Origin of the sequence: Bradyrhizobium sp. 22 (assembly GCF_000482425.1) — a bacterium.
Classification (GTDB): Bacteria; Pseudomonadota; Alphaproteobacteria; order Rhizobiales; family Xanthobacteraceae; genus Bradyrhizobium; species Bradyrhizobium japonicum_B.
This window is the reverse complement of the sequence record NZ_KI519399.1, coordinates 1,447,575-1,461,594: the sequence shown is the minus strand read 5'-3', so window position 1 is coordinate 1,461,594 and position 14,020 is coordinate 1,447,575. Positions and strand designations below refer to the sequence as shown.

Below are 14,020 nucleotides of genomic sequence, written 5' to 3'. Positions count from 1 at the left end.
TTAGCTTCCCTGCCCGGCAAACTGACCTTTGTAGCCCTTCTCGGCAGTCCCAAACGTCGTCTCGAATATCAACTGGCAAATACGCATTCCCGGCCAAAGACGGATCGGTACGGCTCCGTGATTCATCATCTCTAGACGAATCCGTCCCTTGAAACCTGCGTGGATGGTAGGCGCGGTCATATGAACGACTAACCCAAGTCGGGCCAGCGAACTTTTTCCTTCGACTCGCGCCGCGACTCGGGCTTCGACATCCATCTCAAGACGTTCTTTCGTCCAGCCAAGGGCCAGTTTTTTAGGAACGAAAGGATAACCATTCTGGGGGTCGATCGTAATTTGATCCGACAGCTGGCCCATTACTTCTTCTGCGTTAAACCCCTGGGCTTGCGGATTAATGGTCGTCTCAAGCGCACTCGTCGGGTCTCTGACGAGATGCAAGATCGGATCGAGGGTGAGATCGACCGCAGTAGATGTGTAAGCAACACCCTCGGGTGACGGGGATATTGAAAATATCCCGCGATCTAATGAGATTTGTATTTCGCGATCCGTGAGGATCACGCCACACCTACCGCTGTTCCTTGATCAGAAATAATAGCGTCGCTCCTCACCCAAATCCGCCAAGTCCCGCTCATTGTCTCATTAGGAAGTTCCACCAGCAATTCACCATTTTTTTGGGCCAATGATCGCCACCCCACAAACACGCTGTTATCCGAAACAGCTGCACGATCTATGACCAACCGCTCGGCGCCGCTGGTAGTTTGCACTTCCACCACCACTTCGCTCGGGTGCAATCCGGGACCAATCTCTTGAACTCTCATTCGCATTATTCATCTCCGATTGCGCGAATCGAAGATTGCCTGAGTCGTCCGGGATCATCGACGAACAACCGGTAGTTATCCCAACAATTCGCAATTAGAACATATAGAGAACACGCTCGAGAACAAGGGGGATACTGGAATCGTCACAACAAATTTCGCGAGTTTCCTCCGCAGAAATTGACCCAACACATTTGTTGTGTAGTATTATTCAATGGCGATTCTCAATCAACGCGACTATCGGCTTGCGAAGGCTCGCCGCGCTCAGCTCGAAAAGGCCACAAGCAAGAAGGCGATCATAGACGGCATCGTTGAACTTCCGGCGCAGCTCTCTGCCGCTCGGATCGATACGTTGCGCACCGAGCTAGACCGCATCAATACAGAGATCGAAGCATACGACGAACTTCGGAAGCGCGCCCCCAATTCACTTGAGGCTATCGAAGCCGACGAACTCGGTCTGCTCCCTATTCTCGGGAGGATTGCACGGAAACTCTCTCAAAAGGAGTTCGCGGATCTACTAGGAATGAAGGAGCAACAGATCCAAAGGTACGAGCGTGTTCGCTATGCCAATGTCAGCTTGGAGCGCTATCAGAGAATACTAGCGGCTCTAGAGGTAGAAGTTCATCCTCGACTCTCGAAGCGCGCTGCGCCGAAGATTCCCAATACATCTGAATTTAACATTAGTCTTTCCCCGGATCTGCTCAGCGATCTCCGAAAGCGAGCGTGGATTGATCTACCTCGCTCGCTCCCCCCAAGTGAGATGATCGCTAGAATCAGTCAGTACGTCCAAGAAGCACAGAAGCTTGCACAAACGAAGGCGCTCCATCGTAGACGGGTCAGCGCTCCTCCAGCGGATGGCGTTTTAGAACTCTGGACCGCAAGAGTTCTGCATTCGGCGGGCGTGCATCGGAATCGGATGAAGGGAAAATTCAATATCGCCGACACAAGCTGGCTACAGCCGCTCGCCCAACTTAGTATTTATCCTGATGGCCCAAGGCGCGCAGCCGAAATGCTTCGCGAGCACGGCATCATTCTAGTCATTGAGCCACACCTACCAAAAACCCTGCTTGACGGGGCGGCATTTATCCTTTCTGGGGGAATCCCAATCGTAGCGCTGACGCTGCGATACGACCGCATCGACAATTTCTGGTTCACTCTCTTTCACGAACTCGGTCATGTCTTTATGCATTTCAATCGAGGGCTTGATGAAGGCTTCATAGACGACGATCTAGGAGAACCCCGCGTATCCGATATTGAGCGGGAGGCCGACGATTTTGCTAGAAACAAACTTATTCCAGACGAAATCTGGGCAAACTCGGTGGTCCGCTTTACGCGATCCGAGAGTGCCGTGTTAAAATTTGCGGGCAATCTAAAAATTCATCCTGCTATTGTCGCAGGACGTTTGCGTAACGAGAGAGGTTATAATCTCTACTCAGATTTGGTGGGAACAGGACAAGTTAGAAATCTATTCGTGGGTTACACACTGTAGAAGGGTTGACTGGCATGTACTCGCTGCAGAAACAGTTTTACTCCGCCACTCTTCGGGGAAAAGCTGGAGAACTAAAGGCCCTGCGAAGTCTAGACAGAAGCTCTAAGGCGTTTCTGTTACCAAATCTGATTGCGCTGCCTCTACCTGAAAAAGAGTCCGCAAGGAGTTTGGACAGCATCGTCAAGCGGGAGGTCGGCAAAATCCTCACCAGTTGGGGCAATAATACATGCCTCTGGGACCCGAGGTTTCTACGATTTAGCGCGGAAGATGTGGTCGAGGACGGTATCGGATTGGAAAGGCTCGCCACTCAATTCCAGCGATATCATGCCCACGCCATTCCAGTTGTCGGATTGCGCGAAGAAATTCACCGCACACTCGCAATATCGAGCTATGCCCGCAGAGCCGATAGCGGAGCGGCGATCAGAATTGATCTCGATGACATCCAGGAATACCAACTCTTGGAGGGCGCACTACGAAATCTCAGACTGCAGGCCGAAGACTGCTTGCTAATCGTCGACATAACTGACGTGGACATGTCGGAGCACGAGCAGTTAGCAGCGGCTCTGATCGGTTGGCTTTATGCGCTCAAGAATCATCGCAATTGGGCAAGGATCATTCTGTCGGGGTGCAGTTACCCGCTCAAGAATCCAGCACCTGAAAATGGTGACGTGCGATCTCCTCGGCTCGAATGGCAGCTCTGGAAATGGATGGTAGGGCTTGACTCCAGACTCCTCGAGTTCGTGATGTTCGGAGATCACGGTGCCGACAATGCATACTTTCGATTCGACGGTGGAGGTCGTCCTATTCCTCACATCCGATATGCGATCGCCGAAGAATGCGTGACGGTGCGCGGGGATCGTGCATCGTATGGATCGATGCGAAGCGTAACTAAACGCATTGCGGCATCAGCCTTCTTTAGTGGAAGGGAGTTCTCCGACGGCGATGAATATATCGCCGATTGCGCCGCGGAGCGGATCAAGGTTGGCGAACCATGGCTATGGCGCTCAGCGAACATGAACCATCACATGGCGGCAACATTGGCGCAGCTTGCCGAGCTATATGGCATGAGACTGCCAACGCGCGCTATGCGCCGTGCAAGGCAGCTAACACTGTTTGAACATAAATAGGGTTGCATTCGGATGGAGGGTGTTGAGCGTAGTTGTCCTCTCCCCCCACTCGCCGTCACCACCGCCATCACCGACAGCAGCACGATCGTCACGAGCTGCAGCGAGGCAACCTGCTGGGTGCGCCAAACCGCGATCTTGTCGGACAGCGACAGCTGGGCCTCGCAGCACTTCGGCTCCTCGACGGTCTTGAACAGGTGCGGGAAGCTCGGCCGGCTCTGCAGCAATCCGGAGTCCTTCCCGGACGCAGCCTGGATTGCTTCGTCGCATCTGCGCAAAATTGCTACGCAATTTTGTCGCTGGGCTCTTCGCAATGACGGCGCGGCGTGATCCGGGCCCGCCCCTCCCCTCGCCCTGTTTTGCCCGACGCGTCAACACCGCCACGCAAAAATATTCCACTTTACCGAAATTCGGAATTATCGTATGTCTCGCTCACTCCGGCCCACGGAGAGGGCGTATCGCGATCGTCACGACATGGGGCCGGGCGGCGGTGGACACGGGTCCCATTGGCGCGAGAGGTTTTGCAGGGCGGGCAACCGTGAGCAGGACGGCGCGCTTTCGACAGGTGGGATGCGTGTACGGCAAAATCGTGTGGTCCTGGCGCCCGGGGTTCTGGCGCCAAGTCTTGCGGTGACATGAGCGGCCCAACCGGGCCGGCATGTCGGTGGTCCGCGAGGTGACGGGGGCAATAGTGCAACGCTCCCCGGGGAGAGCGCGACATAAGCCGTTCCAACCATCGCGCAGGGAAGGCCGGGATGTCCCGGTTGCCCTGTGGTCTTTCCGCCTGTGCTTGCACACGCAGATTACCTTCTGCACAGGCGGCCACGGGAGCTAACCGGCTCCCGGCCTTCCCTGCGCCTTCTCTTCCAAATGGGGGCGCGCGACCAGGCAAAGCTCGGGCGAAACGCGCCGCGGGAATGCGGACGTGTGCGTGCCATGAAAGACGCAAGGGATCGAGCGATGTCCTCACGACACAATCGTTATTGCGAGCGCAGCCCTCACCCCACGCTCGCCGTCACCACCGCCATCACCGAAAGCAGCAGCACGATCGTCACCAGTTGCAGCGAGGCGACCGGCTGGGTGCGCCAAGCGGTGATCTTGTCGGACAGCGACAGGTGGGCCTCGAAGAATTTCGGCTCGTAGACGGTCTTGAACAAATGCGGGAGGCTCGGGCCCAGCGTCACGGCCAGCAGCGCGTGGGCGAGCGAGGCGAATGCAACGAAGATGGCGACGCCGGGGTCGCCGGCGAGGTCGTGGTCGCCGCAGAGCTTGAGCAGGACGGCGGCCAGGGCGAAGGTCGGGAAGCTCTGCAGGATCGTGGTCAGCGCGAGGCCTTCGAGCGCGTTGTGCAGGCGGGACTTTCGGACTCTGGCGATGGCAGCCATGGCACGTCTCCCTGATGACATGCGGATGACGCTACCCCTGCCGTCCCTGGGGTGATGTGAGGCTGGTCACGCCCCATAGCCGGCCTGTCGCGCGATGGATTCCGGGCTCGCCGCTCCGCGGCGCCCCGGAATGACAGACGACAACTTGCGGTTCCAGGCGGGTGCGCGGAGCCGAGTTGCGCATTGTGCCCTGGGCCGTGGCGCGCCACGCAGCTGATCTGGCATGAATCCGTGCAGCCGGCCCATCGCTCAGCTTTTAATTGCACGCCATGAACCTGGCATTGCGCCGGCGCGTCATAAGGTCTGGAACATCCCTGTGATTTCGCGGATTGCCGGTGCGCGGGACCACGCGCTAGCGTTGCACAACGGCCAAGAAAAAGGAGGGGCGGAATGTCGATCGAGAAGCTCAATCGCCAGCGGGTCGTGCATCTGCTCGACGCCTTCGCCCGCGGCGACATCGAGACGGCGCTGGCATGCTGCACCGACGACGTCGACTTCCTCACCCACGCGCCGATCGACGTGCTGCCGCACATGGTGCCGCGCCACGGCAAGGCCGAATTGCGCGAGCTGTGGGAGACGATCTGGTCGCGCTATTCGGAAATCCGCTACAAGGCGCCGCACATCGTCGCCGAGGGCGAGGCGGTCGCCACCTACATGCAGACCTATTTCAGGAAGCGCAGCAACGACCGCATCGTGCAGTTCGACATGGCGGTGTTCTATACCTTCCGCGGCGGGCTGGTGGCCGAGATCCGCGAGATCATCGATTCCTACGATCTGGTGCAGCAGGTGCTGGAGCGCGAGATCGGGCCGTTGATCACGGGCATGCAGGCGGATTGATCGCCCTGCTTGCCTGGAACCCGGATCCGAACCCGGAAGACTACGGGGTTCTATTGTAAATTTCACAAAATCCGTTCAATGGTGCATTGCAAAAACGTGAATTGCGTTTTGGCCGAAGCCCGCTAGATTGTTCGTATACAAATGAGTTGATCCCCGGCGCCTGACTGCGCGTGGGGATGTTTTCGTTTCCTTTCGCAAGCCAGCTTCAGGACTGCCCAAAATGACAGAGCACAGCCTCTGGCGTTTCTCGCGCGCGTTGCACCGCGCGATCAACGACCGGCATTTCGAGGATATCGAGGCCCTGATCGACGAGGACGTCGAGTGGGCGCTCTACGGCCCGATCGACATGTTTCCGTTCCTCGGCGCACGCCGGGGCAAGGCGGCCGTGCTCGAGGTCATCCGCCAGCTCGCCGACAATTTCCAAGTCCGCCGCTTCGACCGCGAGAGCATCATGCTCGGCGTCGATTCCGCCGCCTCGATGGTGCGCTATTCGCTCACGGCCCTGGATTCCAACAAGCCGATCAGCCTGCGGGTCGCGCAGTTCGCCCAGTTCAGGGCAGGCAAGCTCGCCAGCATGCGCGTCCTGATCGACACGTTCGACCTGGTCGAGCAGGCGCTCGGCCGCGCCATTCATCTGCCGAAGATGACCCGCGTCGGCTGACGCATGATCCGGACCCGAAGGGCCGCGTTAACGCAAAGTGCGCAGCGGCTTTCCGAAAAGATCATGCGCAAACGAGAACCTGAAGCGCGATGATGATCATCGCGCCTCAGGGGGGACACCAACGGGCCCCGCCGTTCGGGACCGATGACGATGCCGGCTGCGACGTCCTGGCCTCCAGCCCCGCCGGATGCCGTCGCGCCAGAAGCTCGTCATCGGGCGCGCGCCTCTCGCGCGGCCCGTTGGTTCGCCGCCTCGAATATTCGTCACAATTTCGCGACGATGAACCATCATGTCCGGGTGCGGAATGGCGCATGGCCTGGGGCCGATATATGCTATCGGAGCATGCGCTGGGGTTTGCGGGCAGGACGATGGAATTCTCGACAGGGTTTGGCTGGACCAGGCTGCCTTTGCTGGCGGCCGCATTTATTTTGGGCTCGGTTCTGACGTTACAGGCGCAGATCATTCCGCCTTTCTCCCCTCCAGCGAACGCAGCTGACGACGAGGCCGAGCCAGAGGCCGTGGCGGAGGCCCCCGACGTCAGCGACCCCGACGTGATGAAGGACATCGACGTCGACAAGCTCGACTGGAGCCAGCTCGCGATCGATGCCGGCACCGGCATCGATCCCATGGCCGCCAGGAAGCGCGCCCAGGCCGCCGCCAGGGACGGGCCGGACTGGTCGTCCAACGCCAACGCGAACGGCTCCTCGGCGGTGACGGTGAAGCAGTCCGTATCCCCTTTCTGGGACACGCGGATCGGCGCCGACATGACGGTGGCGAGCGAGCCGCGGACGATGTCCGAGCTGCTGGCGCAGAAGGCCAGCAACGGCGGCAACCTGCCGCAATCCTCCGGCAGCGCCTGGGCGACGGCAACCGCGCCCGGCGCGGGCGCGATCTGGGACAAGACCGCGGTGGAGGCCCGCGTCGATCCCGGCGCCGAGCAGAGCAAGATCGGGGCCTCGCTGACCAAAGCGGTGCCGCTGTCGGGCGACACACAGCTGACGCTGCAGAACGGCTACAGCGTCAACCAGCAGGGCACCCGTGCCGTGCCCGGCATCGGCGGCCACATCATCCGCAATTACGAAACCGACCAGTCCGCCAGGGTCACCCTCACCGACACCGGCACCAGCATCACCGCCGGCCAGACGCTATCGACCACCGACGACAAATGGCTGCGCAAGGTCGGCGCCGAGCAGAAGCTGTTCGACAACGTCACTGTCTCCGGCTCGGTCGGCGAGACCTCGCAAGGCGCGATCAACAAGAGCGTGACGGCCGGCTTCAAGAAGAGCTGGTAGCAAAACTCCACGCTTTCCCGCATCCTGAGGGCGCTCCGAAGGAGCGCGTCTCGAAGGATCGAGGCCCGCGCCGCCGCAGCGGGGCCTGCATGGTTCGCGACGCGCGAAGGGCGCGCCCCTCACCATGAGGGCATGGGTCAATCAGCGGTTGGCCGTTCACACTCTCCTAACCATGCGCCACGGCAAAACCCCCGAATGGTCCGCCCTTGCCGCATCTCGGCCCATTTGCGGTCAAAATCGGACGCCCTGATAAGGAAGCCTCACAGACGTCGTCGTGCGGGGGACACTCGCGCTGCGCTCAACGCGAACAGGGGAACAACGATGAACGCCATGCGTCCGGAAAAGATCGAAGCCACCGAGACCGAGACGGTCGACACCAACCTCGCCGCCGTGACCGAGGTCGAGGCCGGCATCCGCGACTTCGTCCGCAACGATATCGCCTATCTGCGCCGCCCGGCGTCGACCACCACCACCGACGCGCCGCCGCTCGACCCGAGCGCGGAGGCCACCGTCAACAACGTCAACTCGCTGATCCAGCGCGTCGCCGGCACCTCGCTCGCCGAGATCGAGAACCTGATTTCCGAGCTCGAGAGCCTGCGCGACCTGCTCCATGCCGAAGGCCAGCGCGTCCAGCGCGAGATCTCCGGCTATGCCCAGCTCAGCCAGGCCGCGATGAAGTCGACCCGCATGATCGCCGACAACGTCGCACAGTGGAAGCGCGCCGCCGACGGCCTGCGCAACAGCTGATCGCCAAGCACCGCATCACCGGCCGCCGCGTTCTCGGAAGAGAGCGCGGCGGTTTCGATTCCGGGAGGTTTCGTGCCCCGGACGCGGTGCGGCACGCAGTGACGCGCCGCAGAGCCGGGGCCAATGGCCCGGATGCATGCGCGGCGCGATGGGTCCCGGCTCTGCGCAGCAGCGCAAGAGCGCTGCAGCGCGTCCGGAACACGAGAGGATGGCTTGAACCCTCCGCTCATCCCCAACGACTAATGCCAGCGCCGGCAGCCTTGCGGCCGGGCCCTGGGGGACATTTCAGATGGAAAGCATTCGGCCCGACACCACGGACCCGATACCGTTGCGGCCCGCGCCGAATCAATTCGGCACGATCATGCTGCGCTTTGTCGGGCTGCTGGCGGTTGCGATCGCCATCCTGGCGTTCGTCTATAGCCGCTGAGGCGCGGCCGGATGCCGGCCGCGAAAGATGAACGAAGTGTTACCGGCTCGCCTCGGCGACCGAGGCTTCCAGGGTGTAGGCGCCATCGGCATAGCCCTTCACCACCATGCCGGCGACCAGCATCACTGCGAGCGTCGCGGTCGCGAAGATAAATCCAACAAACTTGAGTGCGCCGCGATCTGCCATGGTCCTCGTCCCCTGCCAATTCGTTTCAAATAGACAGCGACAGGTTCATAATTAGTTAGCAACTCACTGGTTCCGCAAAAACGCTTCGCGGTAACCATGTTGCGCAGGCTTATGGCAGCCGGCCCGAATCGCGTCCATAGCGCGCGGGCAACACTCGCGCATCATTTGGACCGTTCATCTTGGAACAGATCTAACCGCCCTTCCGCTTGGGCACGAAGGCTGAAGCGGTGATGGAATAGACGTCTTCGCCGCGCTGGTTGGTGCCCGTGGTGCGGGCGGTCAGGATGCCCCAGCCGGGGCGCGAGGCCGAGATGCGCTTATCGGTGACGACGTTGACATACGCGACGGTGTCGCCGGCGAGCACCGGCCTGATCCAGCGCAGGTCGCGAAAGCCCGGCGACGGGCCCCATACCGCGACCTCCTCGCCGCGCGAGGCGGCCTCGCGCGCCAGACGCTGGCCGTCGGCGACGAGCAGGCTCATGCAGGCCGAGCCGACATGCCAGCCCGACGCGGCAAGCCCGCCGAACAGCGAGTTCTTGCCCTCCTCCTCGTCGAGATGGAAACGCTGCGGATCGAACTTGGCGGCGAATGTCTTGATGGCCTCGGCCGTGAACGTATAGCTGCCGATCTCGCGGCGCTGGCCGATCTCGATGTCGTCGAAGAACCGCATCAGACCGCTCCCTCGCGCCGCTTGATCAGGATCGGCGACGTCATCTCGGCGAGCGCCTCACCCCTGGCGTTGCGCACGGTGCATTTGAACTTGACGATGCCGAGCTCGGGCCGGCTCTTCGAGGTGCGCGCCTCCAGCACATCGACCTCGAGCATGAGGTCGTCGCCGGGCCGCAGCGGCGAGAGCCAACGCACCTCGTCGACGCCGGGCGATCCCAGCGATGCCGCGCGGGTGATGAAGCCGTCGGCCATCATCCGCATCATCAGCGAGCAGAGATGCCAACCCGAGCCGGACAGGCCGCGCAGCATGCTTTTGCTGGCAGCCTCCTCGTCCAGGTGCATGGGCTGCGGATCGAATTCGGCGGCAAAGGCCAAAATCTCGTCGCGGGTGACATGGCGCGGGCCGAACGTGCCGAACCGGCCGGGCGGGAAATCTTCGAAGGTCAGGGTCATCTGGGGAAAGCTTTGCGGGAATGACAGATTGTGGCCGCACTTTGCGGCAATCTCAACCCGCCGGCCCGCATGGCTCGTGCTACATACCGGCTGGCGGCGTTGATCCGAGTCGGATCGACCGAGGGCCGCGATCGGTTTATCAAGGCCCAGTGCCCTGGGGAGAGCAATGTTTTCATTCAGCGACCTTTTCCAATGGGACCGCTTCATCACGCCGACGATCATCAAGACCTTCTATTGGCTGGTGATCGCGCTGATCTGCCTGTTCGGCCTCTCCGGCATCTTCTCCGGGCTCGCCGCGATGGCGATCAGCCCGTTCGGCGGCTTCCTGGTGCTGCTGTCCTCGATTGCCAGCGTCGTCGTCGGAATCGTGTTCTCGCGCATCGTCGCGGAGCTGATCCTGATTGTCTTCCGCATCAACGAACATCTCGGCGCGATCCGCGACCAGGGCAGCGGGATGCGGTAAGGGCCTCGTGTCCCGGACGCGGCGCGGCATGAAATGACGCGACGCAGAGCCGGGACCCATGCGTCCACACTCAAAACTCTGGGCCCCGGCTCTGCAGCGCACCGCACTGGACGATGCTTCGCATCGCCAGGGAAGCGCTGCGCTGCGTCCGGGGCACGAGACCCCGCTTACGTATTGAACCTGAAATGCATCACGTCGCCATCGGCGACGACGTAGTCCTTGCCCTCGAGGCGGAGCTTGCCGGCATCGCGCGCGCCGGCTTCGCCGCCGAGCGCGACGTAGTCGTCATACGCGATGGTCTCGGCGCGGATGAAGCCTTTCTCGAAGTCGGTGTGAATCACACCGGCCGCCGCCGGGGCCTTCGTGCCGCGATGGATGGTCCAGGCGCGCGCTTCCTTCGGGCCCACGGTGAAATAAGTGATGAGGTCGAGCAGCCGGTAGCCGGCGCGGATCAGGCGATCGAGGCCGGCCTCTTCGAGGCCCAACGTCTCCAGGAACTCGGCGCGCTCCTCGCGCGAGATGGTGGCGATCTCGGATTCGATCTTGGCGGAGATGACGACGGCGACCGCGCCTTCCTTGGCGGCCTGCTCCTCCACGGCCCTGGAGAACGCATTGCCGGTCGCAGCCGAGCCTTCCTCGACGTTGCAGACATAGAGCACCGGCTTGGAGGACAGCAGGCCGAGCATGGCAAAGGCGCGCTCCTCCTCCGGCTTGCGCTCGACGAGACGCGCGGGCTTGCCCTCACGCAGCAGCACCAGGGTGCGGCCCACGAGGTCGAGTTGCTCCTTGGCGTCCTTGTCGTTGCCCTTGGCCTTCTTGGTGAGGTTGTCGACGCGCTTCTCGAGGCTGTCGAGGTCGGCGAGCATCAGCTCGGTCTCGATAGTCTCGATGTCGGCGAGCGGGGCGATCTTGCCCTCGACATGGGTGATGTCGGAATCCTCGAAGCAGCGCACCACATGCGCGACGGCGTCGACCTCGCGGATATTGGCGAGGAACTGGTTGCCGAGGCCTTCGCCCTTGGAGGCGCCGCGGACGAGGCCTGCGATATCGACGAAGGTCAGCCGGGTCGGAATGATCTGTCCGGACTTGGCGATGGCCGCGAGCTTGTCGAGCCGTGGATCCGGCACGGCGACCTCACCGACATTCGGCTCGATGGTGCAGAACGGATAGTTCGCGGCCTGCGCCGCGGCCGTCTCGGTCAGCGCGTTGAACAAGGTCGACTTGCCGACATTGGGCAATCCGACGATCCCGCATTTGAATCCCATGGTCTCTTCCAGTCTTCGCGCCGCGGGCGCGTGCGTACGTTGAAGTCGTCATGCCCGGCCTTGTGCCGGGTATCCACGTCCTTCGCTCCGCGGAGAAAGAAAGGCGTGGATGGCCGGGTATCTGACGCAAAGACGCGCTTCGCGCTTGTGCCCGGCCATGACGGAGAGAGATCAGCTCGATTTCTCTCCGTTGTCGTCCTTGGTCAAAAATCCCTTCGCCTGCATGGCCAGATGCACCCTGTTGGCGAAGGTCGCGTCCGTGCCCTTGGCAACCAGGCCTGCGTGCTCGGCCACGGCCTCGCACAGCGTCGCCACCCACTCGTTGTCGGCCTTGGCGAAGTCCGACAGCACGTGGCCGTGCACCAGCTCCTTGACGCCGGGATGACCGATGCCGAGGCGCACGCGGCGATAGTCGTTGCCGATATGCGCCGAGATCGACCGCAGGCCGTTGTGGCCGGCGATACCGCCGCCGATCTTCACCCGCACCTTGCCCGGCGGCAGCTCGAGCTCGTCATGGAACACCGTGACGTCGCCGGGCGCGATCTTGAAGAAGTTCGCCGCCTCCTGAACGCTGCGGCCGGACTCGTTCATGTAGGTCGTCGGCTTGAGCAGGATCACGCGCTCGGATCCGAGCGTGCCTTCCGACGTCTCGCCCTGAAAACGACGACGCCATGGCGCAAAGCCATGGCGTCGCGCGATCTCGTCGACGGCCATGAAGCCGATATTGTGCCGGTTACGTGCGTATTTCGCGCCGGGATTGCCGAGCCCAACAAAGAGTCGCATGACGCGGCGCGCCCCTCAGCCAGCGCGCGATCAGGAACCGCGCGCCAGCTCTCTCGAGAGATTACTTCTTCTTGTCGCCGCCGGCGGGAGCCTTGGCAGCGGCGGCAGGCGCAGCAGCGCCCGCAGCCGGAGCCGCGGCGCCAGCGGCCGGAGCCGCCGCAGCAGCGCCCGGAGCCGCAGCCGCAGCCGCGGCCTTCTGCTCTTCGGCGTAGCCGGACGGCGGCACGATGGTGACGAGGGTGGCGTCCTCGCGGGTCAGCGCCTTCACGCCGGCCGGCAGCTTGACGTCGGACAGATGCAGCGAGTGACCGATTTCGAGCGCGCCGACGTCGGCCTCGATGTACTGCGGAATGCTCTCGACGCCGCATTCGAGCTCGATTGCGTGGGCGACGATGTTGACGGTGCCGCCGCGCTTCACGCCCGGGGAGGTTTCCGCCTTCACGACGTGCAAGGGCACGCTGATGCGGATGGTGGCGCCTTCGCCGAGCCGCATGAAGTCGACATGGATCGGGAAGTCCTTGACCGGGTCGAGGTGATAGTCGCGCGGAATCACGCGGTGCTTCTTGCCCTCGAGATCGATGTCCACCAGCGTGGTCAGGAACCGGCCGGCGAGGATGCGCTGGCGCAGTTCGCGATCTTCGATCGAGATCGTCACCGGGGGCTGGTTGTTGCCATAGATCACTCCGGGCACGCGCCCGGCGCGACGCTCAGCCCGGGCGGCCCCCTTGCCGCTCTTCGGACGTGCGGTCGCCTTCAATTCCTTGACGGTCGTCGCCATGTCGTTAAGTCCTTGTTTTTGCAAAAGTTAATGGGCCGCATCGCGGCCCATGGCATAGCTCGCAGCAAGCCTCCAGGGGTGCGGGGGCCACGAACGTGGCGGGCTTTTACCCGGAAGCTGCGGAAATGACAAGGAAATGCGGGGATTTTTTGCGGGCGCCGGTGTTGTCCCGTACCCGTCGTTCCGGGGCGATGCGAAGCATCGAACCCGGAACCTCGAGATTCCGGGTTCGCGACTTCGTCGCGCCCCGGAATGACGCCGAGTGGGTTACCCGCCGAGCTTGGCTTCCAGCGCCGCGATGCGCGCCTTCAGCGCCTCGTTCTCCTCGCGCGCCAGGCGCGCCATATCCTTGACCGCCTCGAACTCCTCGCGCTTGACCAGATCCATGTCGCGCAGGAATTTCTCCGCCTGGGTCCGCATCACCGTGTCGAACTCGCGCTTGACGCCCTGGGCGGCCCCGGCGGCGTCGTTCATCAGGCGGCCGATCTCGTCGAAAAACCGGTTGTTGGTCTGGGTCATGGCGGGCCTCCGATAAACTTTGCGCGAACTCTCCGAAACACAATGGCAATCCGAACGGAGCGGTTCAAGAGCCGCGGGGTGGTAACCTTGTCATGCCCCGGTGTCCTTGCAATCGTCCTCGACGTCCCTG

The 14,020-nt window shown here is 62.1% G+C and carries 18 protein-coding genes; 8 read left to right on the top strand and 10 right to left on the bottom strand.

Going from position 1 to position 14,020, the window contains the following annotated elements:
* Both dcd and K410_RS39325 read right to left on the bottom strand, forming a co-directional pair.
* Positions 1-555, bottom strand: coding sequence for a dCTP deaminase (gene dcd, locus K410_RS0108270; RefSeq protein ID WP_028134414.1), 555 nt, complete (start codon positions 553-555; stop codon positions 1-3).
* Entirely contained in the window at positions 552-815 is a 264-nt protein-coding gene (locus K410_RS39325) for a holo-ACP synthase (protein WP_155253290.1), read from the bottom strand. Before K410_RS39325 ends, dcd begins: the two co-directional genes overlap by 4 nt.
* 211 nt (positions 816-1,026) lie before the next feature.
* Here K410_RS39325 and K410_RS36610 point away from each other — a divergent pair, with 211 nt between their 5' ends.
* Positions 1,027-2,301 carry an XRE family transcriptional regulator gene (locus K410_RS36610; protein ID WP_049819962.1) on the top strand — a complete coding sequence of 425 codons (1,275 nt, stop codon included), beginning with the start codon at positions 1,027-1,029 and terminating at the stop codon, positions 2,299-2,301.
* A gap of 14 nt (positions 2,302-2,315) precedes the next feature.
* Positions 2,316-3,428 (top strand): beta family protein, encoded by a 1,113-nt coding sequence (locus K410_RS0108260; RefSeq protein WP_155253289.1) that lies wholly within the window; start codon positions 2,316-2,318, stop codon positions 3,426-3,428.
* A gap of 995 nt (positions 3,429-4,423) precedes the next feature.
* Here K410_RS0108260 and K410_RS0108250 read toward each other — a convergent pair.
* Positions 4,424-4,810 carry a hypothetical protein gene (locus K410_RS0108250; protein ID WP_028134411.1) on the bottom strand — a complete coding sequence of 129 codons (387 nt, stop codon included), beginning with the start codon at positions 4,808-4,810 and terminating at the stop codon, positions 4,424-4,426.
* Positions 4,811-5,200: 390 nt separating this feature from the next.
* Here K410_RS0108250 and K410_RS0108245 point away from each other — a divergent pair, with 390 nt between their 5' ends.
* The 5 genes from K410_RS0108245 to K410_RS40280 all read left to right on the top strand — a co-directional run bounded on the left by K410_RS0108245 (position 5,201) and on the right by K410_RS40280 (position 8,774).
* The gene (locus tag K410_RS0108245) at positions 5,201-5,647 is read left to right on the top strand and encodes a nuclear transport factor 2 family protein (protein ID WP_028134410.1); all 447 of its coding nucleotides are present in this window, start codon (positions 5,201-5,203) and stop codon (positions 5,645-5,647) included.
* 220 nt (positions 5,648-5,867) lie between these two features.
* Positions 5,868-6,308 carry a nuclear transport factor 2 family protein gene (locus K410_RS0108240; RefSeq protein WP_028134409.1) on the top strand — a complete coding sequence of 147 codons (441 nt, stop codon included), beginning with the start codon at positions 5,868-5,870 and terminating at the stop codon, positions 6,306-6,308.
* A 368-nt stretch (positions 6,309-6,676) separates the two neighbouring features.
* Positions 6,677-7,600, top strand: a complete 924-nt coding sequence (locus K410_RS0108235; protein ID WP_028134408.1) for a hypothetical protein — start codon at positions 6,677-6,679, stop codon at positions 7,598-7,600.
* Positions 7,601-7,921: 321 nt separating this feature from the next.
* On the top strand, positions 7,922-8,347 hold the full coding sequence (locus tag K410_RS0108230; RefSeq protein ID WP_028134407.1) for a hypothetical protein: 426 nt from the start codon (positions 7,922-7,924) through the stop codon (positions 8,345-8,347).
* Positions 8,348-8,636: 289 nt separating this feature from the next.
* Positions 8,637-8,774 (top strand): hypothetical protein, encoded by a 138-nt coding sequence (locus K410_RS40280; RefSeq protein ID WP_007614812.1) that lies wholly within the window; start codon positions 8,637-8,639, stop codon positions 8,772-8,774.
* Positions 8,775-8,813: 39 nt separating this feature from the next.
* On the opposite strand, the gene K410_RS40275 is transcribed toward K410_RS40280, so the two are convergent.
* From K410_RS40275 to K410_RS0108210, 3 genes are all read right to left on the bottom strand, one after another.
* Complete coding sequence (locus K410_RS40275) at positions 8,814-8,960, bottom strand: hypothetical protein (RefSeq protein WP_028134406.1); 147 nt, start codon at positions 8,958-8,960, stop codon at positions 8,814-8,816.
* A gap of 190 nt (positions 8,961-9,150) precedes the next feature.
* Complete coding sequence (locus K410_RS0108215; RefSeq protein ID WP_028134405.1) at positions 9,151-9,630, bottom strand: MaoC family dehydratase; 480 nt, start codon at positions 9,628-9,630, stop codon at positions 9,151-9,153.
* Positions 9,630-10,082 (bottom strand): MaoC family dehydratase, encoded by a 453-nt coding sequence (locus K410_RS0108210; protein ID WP_028134404.1) that lies wholly within the window; start codon positions 10,080-10,082, stop codon positions 9,630-9,632. The genes K410_RS0108215 and K410_RS0108210 overlap by 1 nt, the downstream gene beginning before the upstream one ends.
* Positions 10,083-10,248: 166 nt before the next feature.
* Here K410_RS0108210 and K410_RS0108205 point away from each other — a divergent pair, with 166 nt between their 5' ends.
* A complete protein-coding gene (locus K410_RS0108205) occupies positions 10,249-10,545 on the top strand; it encodes a DUF4282 domain-containing protein (protein WP_028134403.1) in 297 nt (98 codons plus the stop codon).
* A 167-nt stretch (positions 10,546-10,712) separates the two neighbouring features.
* On the opposite strand, the gene ychF is transcribed toward K410_RS0108205, so the two are convergent.
* The 4 genes from ychF to K410_RS0108185 all read right to left on the bottom strand — a co-directional run bounded on the left by ychF (position 10,713) and on the right by K410_RS0108185 (position 13,890).
* Positions 10,713-11,810 carry a redox-regulated ATPase YchF gene (ychF, locus tag K410_RS0108200; RefSeq protein WP_028134402.1) on the bottom strand — a complete coding sequence of 366 codons (1,098 nt, stop codon included), beginning with the start codon at positions 11,808-11,810 and terminating at the stop codon, positions 10,713-10,715.
* A gap of 171 nt (positions 11,811-11,981) precedes the next feature.
* Positions 11,982-12,593, bottom strand: coding sequence for an aminoacyl-tRNA hydrolase (gene pth, locus K410_RS0108195; protein WP_028134401.1), 612 nt, complete (start codon positions 12,591-12,593; stop codon positions 11,982-11,984).
* A gap of 61 nt (positions 12,594-12,654) precedes the next feature.
* Complete coding sequence (locus K410_RS0108190; RefSeq protein ID WP_028134400.1) at positions 12,655-13,371, bottom strand: 50S ribosomal protein L25/general stress protein Ctc; 717 nt, start codon at positions 13,369-13,371, stop codon at positions 12,655-12,657.
* A 267-nt stretch (positions 13,372-13,638) separates the two neighbouring features.
* Complete coding sequence (locus K410_RS0108185) at positions 13,639-13,890, bottom strand: accessory factor UbiK family protein (RefSeq protein WP_007596812.1); 252 nt, start codon at positions 13,888-13,890, stop codon at positions 13,639-13,641.
* Positions 13,891-14,020 lie beyond the last annotated feature (130 nt).

Excerpts from the sequence above, each read along its gene's own strand:
- K410_RS39325 (WP_155253290.1), bottom strand. The coding sequence starts at position 815 with ATGAGAGTTCAAGAGATTGGTCCCGGATTGCACCCGAGCGAAGTGGTG.
- K410_RS36610 (WP_049819962.1), top strand. The coding sequence starts at position 1,027 with ATGGCGATTCTCAATCAACGCGACTATCGGCTTGCGAAGGCTCGCCGC.
- K410_RS0108260 (WP_155253289.1), top strand. The coding sequence starts at position 2,316 with ATGTACTCGCTGCAGAAACAGTTTTACTCCGCCACTCTTCGGGGAAAA.
- K410_RS0108250 (WP_028134411.1), bottom strand. The coding sequence starts at position 4,810 with ATGGCTGCCATCGCCAGAGTCCGAAAGTCCCGCCTGCACAACGCGCTC.
- K410_RS0108245 (WP_028134410.1), top strand. The coding sequence starts at position 5,201 with ATGTCGATCGAGAAGCTCAATCGCCAGCGGGTCGTGCATCTGCTCGAC.
- K410_RS0108240 (WP_028134409.1), top strand. The coding sequence starts at position 5,868 with ATGACAGAGCACAGCCTCTGGCGTTTCTCGCGCGCGTTGCACCGCGCG.
- K410_RS0108235 (WP_028134408.1), top strand. The coding sequence starts at position 6,677 with ATGGAATTCTCGACAGGGTTTGGCTGGACCAGGCTGCCTTTGCTGGCG.
- K410_RS0108230 (WP_028134407.1), top strand. The coding sequence starts at position 7,922 with ATGAACGCCATGCGTCCGGAAAAGATCGAAGCCACCGAGACCGAGACG.
- K410_RS40280 (WP_007614812.1), top strand. The coding sequence starts at position 8,637 with ATGGAAAGCATTCGGCCCGACACCACGGACCCGATACCGTTGCGGCCC.
- K410_RS40275 (WP_028134406.1), bottom strand. The coding sequence starts at position 8,960 with ATGGCAGATCGCGGCGCACTCAAGTTTGTTGGATTTATCTTCGCGACC.
- K410_RS0108215 (WP_028134405.1), bottom strand. The coding sequence starts at position 9,630 with ATGCGGTTCTTCGACGACATCGAGATCGGCCAGCGCCGCGAGATCGGC.
- K410_RS0108210 (WP_028134404.1), bottom strand. The coding sequence starts at position 10,082 with ATGACCCTGACCTTCGAAGATTTCCCGCCCGGCCGGTTCGGCACGTTC.
- K410_RS0108205 (WP_028134403.1), top strand. The coding sequence starts at position 10,249 with ATGTTTTCATTCAGCGACCTTTTCCAATGGGACCGCTTCATCACGCCG.
- ychF (WP_028134402.1), bottom strand. The coding sequence starts at position 11,810 with ATGGGATTCAAATGCGGGATCGTCGGATTGCCCAATGTCGGCAAGTCG.
- pth (WP_028134401.1), bottom strand. The coding sequence starts at position 12,593 with ATGCGACTCTTTGTTGGGCTCGGCAATCCCGGCGCGAAATACGCACGT.
- K410_RS0108190 (WP_028134400.1), bottom strand. The coding sequence starts at position 13,371 with ATGGCGACGACCGTCAAGGAATTGAAGGCGACCGCACGTCCGAAGAGC.
- K410_RS0108185 (WP_007596812.1), bottom strand. The coding sequence starts at position 13,890 with ATGACCCAGACCAACAACCGGTTTTTCGACGAGATCGGCCGCCTGATG.